Here is a 6,779-nt window from a genome sequence, read left to right as displayed (position 1 = left end):
CAATTAGGAAACAAAGCCTTAGGAACGTTGCGTCACCCTTTGCAATCGAGGTGTAGCCTACGTTGTAGTCCACTTCTTGAGTTGATTTCACGTCATAACCCAGTTCTTCTAGAGCACGGTTAACGATCAATGTTTGGAATGTCTCTTCCGCTACAGAAGATTGAACAGGCTGAACTGATACGCCATCACCCGGTAGGCTTGCTGCCCACACGTTAGTCGATACCGCTAATGTAGAAACGATGCTTACTGCGAGTTTACTCTTCCATGAATTATTCATTGGTGTTTTTCCTTAATTGAAGTTCTGATTTGTTACCGCGATTAAGTACATTCAGTACAAGGGAAACAGGTCCCATGCGATACCAGCGTAATTTTGTATTACCAGCATTGACACCCAGTACTTGGGTGATTCTGTCTAATAAGATGGCTAAGATAACGATGCCTAAACCACCAACAGCGGCCAGTCCCATATCCAAACGGCCAATACCTCTCAGTACCATTTGACCTAAACCACCTACCGCAATCATTGATGCGATAACCACCATCGATAACGACAACATCAGTGTTTGGTTCACGCCCGCCATGATAGTTGGTAATGCAAGTGGCAGTTGAATTCGGTAAAGCATCTGCTTTTTGCTTGCACCGAATGAGTGACCCGCTTCGATCAATTCTTCCGGTACTTGCTGAATACCCAAGATGGTCAAACGCACAACAGGAGGAAGTGCGAATATGATGGTCACTACTACACCCGGAACGTTACCGATACCAAACAACATTACGATCGGTACTAAATAAACGAAGGCTGGTGTGGTTTGCATAGCATCCCAAATTGGGCGCACGAATTTAGCCGCCGTGTTACTTCGAGCGAGCCATATCCCCATGGGTAAGCCAATCAATAGGCAGAAGAATACGGATGTCATGACCAGTGACAATGTGGTCATTGCTTCAGACCAAGCGCCAATCAAGCCAATGAAAGTCAAAGATACGGCCGTTGCAACGCCAAGCTTCAAGTTTGAAAACTGCCATGCCACTAGAAACAAGATGATCAACATGAATGGTGCTGGCGTAGACACCAACGCCGTTTCAAATGAACTTAGAATGAAATCGATAGGTACACGAATTGCTTGAAACAATGGTCGTCCGTGTTCAACTAGCCAATTCAATCCAGACTCAACCCAAGTATCAACAGGCAAAACTGCCTCTGCAAAAGGATTAAGAGGATCAAAAGGAATGGTTTCTACGGTTTCACTGCTTAGCCAATCTGCCGATGGTGAAGTGTCAGCGGCTTGACCCCAAGGATCACTTGCAGGTTGAGCTGCAGGAGCCGATTGAGACCATGGGTCATTATTTGTTTGTTCAGACGACATGATCTACCCCTTATCCAATGTTTGTAACAGTCGTGACTTAGTCACCACGCCAAAGTAATTACCTTGCTCATCCACAACAGGCACTGAGTAAGGCACACCACCAACTAGGCCAAGCACATCATTGATTGGTAAATCAGGGTTCAGCGTTAATCCATCATCGAGCTGCGCGCTGACGAGTGATTTGTTCTCTTTGTGAGCTTTACGAAGCGAGTCAATAGAGACAATGCCGGAGTAACGGCTGCTCTTCTCAACTACGATGCAGTATTCGCGGTCGTTATCCATCAAAATTTGTAGAGCGGACGCTGGACCATCGTGTTCTGATTTTTTAAATACCGCAGCTGGCTTCTTACGCGCAATGTCTTTCACAGTAAGTACGCTTGCTACGTTCACACCGCGGAAGAAAGCTTCGACATAATCGTTGGCTGGGTTATTAAGAATATCGTCTGGAGTACCTACTTGAACCACCTCGCCATTTTGCATAATCGCAATTCGGTCACCGATACGCATCGCTTCATCCAAATCATGCGAGATAAAAACAATGGTTCTTTTATCGTCATTTTGAAGGCGAATAAGCTCATCTTGCATTTCAGTACGAATCAAAGGATCGAGCGCCGAGAACGCTTCATCCATCAACAAAATATCTGGGTCACATGCTAGTGCACGAGCCAAACCAACACGCTGCTTCATACCACCAGATAGTTCATCTGGGTAAGACTCTGAATATGCGCCAAGACCTACACGTTCTAGTGCTTCAAGTGCTGACTGCTTTCGTTGCTCAACTTCAACACCCGCAAGCTCTAGACCAAATGCGGCATTCTCGATGACCGTCATATGCGGCATCAAAGCGAAATTTTGGAAAACCATCGAGATGTTGTTGCGGCGAACTTCGCGGAGTTCATCTTCTGAGATGTGGGCAATGTCTTTGCCTCGAAGAAGCACATTGCCTTTGGTTGGTTCGATCAAGCGGTTAAGAAGGCGTACTAGGGTTGATTTGCCAGATCCTGACAGTCCCATTATGACGAAAATCTCGCCTTCTTGGATACTAAGAGAAACATCGTTAACGCCGATCGTTAGCCCTGTTTCTTCGAAAACTTTATCTTTATTTGCGCCTTCATTAATCATTGTAAAAGCACGGTCGGTGTCTTCACCAAACACCTTGTACAGTCCCTTAACTTCCAGTATGGGATCCATGTAATCTAATCCTTTCTCAGTTATTTAAACTTAATAATGGTTATTTAAACCCGAAAAACAATTAGAACTCTAAGTAATTAGCATATTTAAATCAAGGAGCTTCGTTCGGTAAAACAAGGCAGAAGACCGAAACCAGACTAGTGACAACAAGACCAAAAAAACAAGCAAGAGCAAAGCAAGTCACTGATAAATAAAGGTATAAATTAGACTGGCGCGCGACCAATATTATGTATTACTTAGCCGTAGATTATTGAATATTAATTTTACATTAGAGTAATTAATAGGCTGAATGAACCAACAAAAGCCACAATTAGTTCGTGTGCAAATAATTCGAATACGAACTATTTATTAAGCTTTCATGATGTTTCCGAGGCGAAAGTTCGCTCGGCAACAAGGATAAGATCTACTCTCAATCTCTACCTAAAAACCAAAGCTCAACCGGCTAAAGTCAGCGAGTTGAAATCAACCTTTTAGACCAAGAATTTTAATACATCACACCAACTGTGATACTTGCTGCAAACTCTCAATTGGCGATTACCTAAGCTGGAATTCAACTTGTAGAGTGCTCACTGCTGAGCCATTCTTTATAAAAGAAATAAACCTTTCCCCGCGATGAATGAGAGAAAAAGACAAGGAATTCGAATGATAAAAATGCTGGTGTGTGACTTTGACGGAACGCTGGATGGAGGCTCTTCTCATGGGGTTAACCAATTCTTCGATTACCTTACCGAGCAACCTGATATCCGCTTTATCATCGCAACAGGAAGAACGTTACCCTCTATTCAAGACGGCTTAGCATCAAACAACTACCCGGAACCACACAGTATTATCAGCGATGTTGGCACCAGGATTCATCATAACCATTCTCAAAAGCCCGACCATATCTGGCACCAACAACTCGAGGCTTCATGGAATAAGTCAAAAGTAGAGTCCGCACTCGCACCACTCGACTTTATGGGCGAGCGTATAGAGAATCATCAAGGTGATTACAAGATGACGTTTGAAGGTAAGCTGTCTGAGCCTCAACACGAACTGATTGAATCTAGCTTGGAGATGCACGGATTAGATGTTCACCTGACTTACTCTCATGATTGGTACTTAGATATCACACCAAAAGGCGTTAACAAGGCGACTGCGATTTACCACCTACTCGAACAACACGATTTGAGCGTTGCAGAAGTGTGCGTCGCAGGTGACTCAGCTAACGACACCTCAATGCTCACCATTGAAGGCGTAAACTCGATACTGGTTGCTAACCATTACCCAGAGGTTGCTCACCTATCGGATAGAGACAACGTATACACGAGTAGAGCAACACATGCTGAGGGTGTCTTAGAAGGCCTTAAATACTGGCAAGGGCGTGCAGCAGCGGGTAATTAGAAATAAGTAGAGGTGACCGACTGCTCCCTGCTTCCTATCCTTATTTCCAACCGGGAAGCCAATGATCCTTGTCGGTGAGATCCCGCCAGTTGATGTCTTCTTCTCGTTTGGTCATTACCGCCTCTATCATGCAGCGCACGACCTCCCCTTCATCAAATTCTACTTCTGTGACCATAAAGTGCTTTTCTCTCTTCACAGGATTAACGGCTGTCCATTTGCTACGAAATAACTTCTTTGGGTTGATCCGATTCATGGGCTTCTCTCTTTCTTTGATGTCATTGATTATTATGAGTTGTCTACTCGACATTCAGTAATAGTCTTTCCATCGCAAAAAAGATCATAAAAAAGCCAGCGGTTAGGCTGGCTTCATTCGATTAGCTATTTCTCGTTAAAGATTAGCCATTTTTAGGTGGATCAAATGCCGTCAGTTCTAATACTGGGCCTGTGTATTTTTCAATTTTCACAAGCGCAGAGTTCGCTGCACAACCATTTGCCAAACGAGAGGTCGGAATATCCAACGTAAGTACGTTACAGCCGCCGTTTTTACATAGGCCTGTATCTTTATCTAAATCTGGCCAACCGCCTTCATGGATACATACTGAGCCTTGTTTGATGCCATCAGTCACTAATGCACCAACCAATACTTGGCCACGACCATTGTGTGCACGAACCAAGTCACCCGTTTTAATGCCTCGAGCTTTCGCATCTTCAGGGTGAATTGAAATCGGCTCACGGTCTGCAATCGCATACTCTTCGCGGATCTTCGCGTAGTTGAACTGGCTATGCAGACGGTGCGCGGCGTGCGCTGTCATCAGTTGCAGTTCGCCATCTTTAGCGTTGCCTGTGTACTCTGTTGGTTCTAACCAAGTTGGGTGTGCAGGGCAATCATCTAGTTGGTAACCTTCAATGGTTCTTGAGAATATCTCGAACTTGCCACTTGGTGTACCTAGTGGGTTCATGATTGGGTTCTCACGAAAATCAGCGTAACGAACAAACTGTGCGTTCTTCTCGTTCCACTTCATCTCGATCAACTGATTATCTTCCCAGAACTTGCTGAAGTTAGGCATTACGATACGCTGACCACGACCACCTTGCTGTGCGGTTTTGTAGAAACCATACAGCCATTCCATCTCGGTCTTGCCTTCGGTGTACACATCACGACCACCCGGAGCAAGTAACTCAGACATGTCCGCAAATACATCGAAATCGTTACGAGCTTCACCTTGTGGCTCAACCACTTTCTTCATTGGCACTAAGTGTTGGTTACTGTAGTCACCCGTCATCGTCATATCATTACGTTCAAACGATGTAGTAATTGGCAGAACAATATCCGCGTGCTTAGCTGCTGCTGTCCAGTAAGGTTCTGAGATAACAATCAGCTCAGGCTTTTGCCAAGCTTTGATCAAGCGGTTGGTATCTTGGTGGTGAGTAAAGTTCGCACCGCCTGCCCACCAGATCATTTTGATCTCTGGGAACGTTAGGTTGTGACCATTGTGATGGTAGCTTGAACCCGGGTTTTCTAGCGCTTCAACAATACGCGCTACAGGGAATGCGTTCACAGATCCTGAAACAGCCCAATCGTTACCCGCCGAAGAACCACCGCCAAGTGACGCTGAAATCGCAGGAAGTACGCCTGCATCACGAGCAGGGTTACCACCGTTTGAGTAGTGGTAAGAAAGACCGAAACCACCACCAGGCAAGCCAACTTGACCTAGCATTGTCGCTAGCGTAACCAACATCCAGTGACGTTGTTCACCGTATTGTTGACGCTGCATACCCCAGCCAGACATCAGCATAGTACGGTTCTTACTGAAGATATCCGCAAGTAGCTCAAGCTGCTTCACTGGCACACCACAGATCTCAGACGCCCACTCAGCAGATTTTTCTACGCCGTCTTCCTTACCCATCAAGTAAGCTTCGAATACGTCGTAACCTGTTGTGTATTTACCCAAGAATTCTTTATCGTGCTTGCCCTGTTTCACTAACGTGTGTGCGATACCCATCATCATGGCTACGTCAGTCATTGGGTGAGGAGCAATCCACTCTGCGTTGTCACCAAAAAACTCGATAGTCTCAGAGCGCATTGGGTCAATCGCAATCACTGTCTTGCCCGACTTCTTCAACTGGTGGAAGAACTCAAGACCTGCACAGTCGGTTGAGCTCCAAGCGATCTTCAAGGTGTTAATTGGGTTTAGGCCCCAAAGTACCACCACATCACTGTGCTCAAGGATAACTGGGTAAGTCGTCTGCTGTTCATACACCTCAATCGAACCCACAACGTGCGGCATGATAACTTGCGCAGCACCTGTTGAGTAATCACCTAAGTGACCAGAGTAACCACCAGCCATGCTCATGTAACGTTGTAGAAGCGTTTGTGCTTTGTGCAGAACACCACTTGAACGCCAGCCATAAGAGCCTGCGAATACAGATTCCGCACCGTGCTCTTGACGAATACGTGAGTGTTGTTGGTGAATCAATTTGTACACTTCATCCCAAGAGATACGAACAAATTCATCACTACCACGTACACCTTCAGGTGCAGATGGGTTAGCCAAGTAGCCTTTACGAACCATAGGGTACTTAACACGCGCTTTGGTGTGTACTTGATCAGGGCCTGTGGTCTGCAGGCTATTTGGAACCGTTTGTGCCAGTGCATTCGTCGTCGACACTAACTTGCCATCTTTCACTTCACACAGCATTGGTCCCATACGACCTGATGTTAGAACACCAGAACCACGTTTGTCCGAAGCAATTGCGCTCATCGGCGTCAAAGATGTGAATGCCAACGCACCAGCTGTAATACCTGTGCCTTTCATAAATCCACGACGTGTCATATTAGTCATA

The 6,779-nt window shown here is 45.6% G+C and carries 5 protein-coding genes and 1 pseudogene; 1 reads left to right on the top strand and 5 read right to left on the bottom strand.

From position 1 onward, the window contains the following. The 3 genes and pseudogenes from proX to proV all read right to left on the bottom strand — a co-directional run. Positions 1–277 (bottom strand): annotated as a pseudogene (proX, locus tag AB4583_RS16820) (proline/glycine betaine ABC transporter substrate-binding protein ProX); the annotation flags it as partial. Continuing rightward, positions 270–1,364, bottom strand: a complete 1,095-nt coding sequence (proW, locus tag AB4583_RS16815) for a glycine betaine/L-proline ABC transporter permease ProW (RefSeq protein WP_372118441.1) — start codon at positions 1,362–1,364, stop codon at positions 270–272. The gene proW and the pseudogene proX, both read right to left, overlap by 8 nt. Positions 1,365–1,367: 3 nt before the next feature. After that, a complete protein-coding gene (gene proV / locus AB4583_RS16810; protein ID WP_372118439.1) occupies positions 1,368–2,555 on the bottom strand; it encodes a glycine betaine/L-proline ABC transporter ATP-binding protein ProV in 1,188 nt (395 codons plus the stop codon). Positions 2,556–3,197: 642 nt separating this feature from the next. Between proV and AB4583_RS16805 the strand changes: the two genes are divergently transcribed. Further along, on the top strand, positions 3,198–3,935 hold the full coding sequence (locus AB4583_RS16805) for an HAD-IIB family hydrolase (RefSeq protein ID WP_372118436.1): 738 nt from the start codon (positions 3,198–3,200) through the stop codon (positions 3,933–3,935). Positions 3,936–3,975: 40 nt separating this feature from the next. On the opposite strand, the gene AB4583_RS16800 is transcribed toward AB4583_RS16805, so the two are convergent. Next, positions 3,976–4,188: a TIGR02450 family Trp-rich protein gene (locus tag AB4583_RS16800; protein WP_136979685.1), complete on the bottom strand. Its 213-nt coding sequence runs from the start codon at positions 4,186–4,188 to the stop codon at positions 3,976–3,978. Between the two features lie 142 nt (positions 4,189–4,330). After that, the gene (locus AB4583_RS16795) at positions 4,331–6,778 is read right to left on the bottom strand and encodes a molybdopterin guanine dinucleotide-containing S/N-oxide reductase (protein WP_017060333.1); all 2,448 of its coding nucleotides are present in this window, start codon (positions 6,776–6,778) and stop codon (positions 4,331–4,333) included. Between the last annotated feature and the right edge of the window lies 1 nt (position 6,779).

The sequence above is a fragment of the Vibrio sp. 10N.222.49.C12 genome (assembly GCF_041475025.1).
GTDB classification, from domain to species: domain Bacteria; phylum Pseudomonadota; class Gammaproteobacteria; order Enterobacterales; family Vibrionaceae; genus Vibrio; species Vibrio crassostreae_C.
The sequence above is the reverse complement of the archived record's forward strand: the minus strand, read 5'-3'. Positions and strand labels throughout refer to the sequence as shown.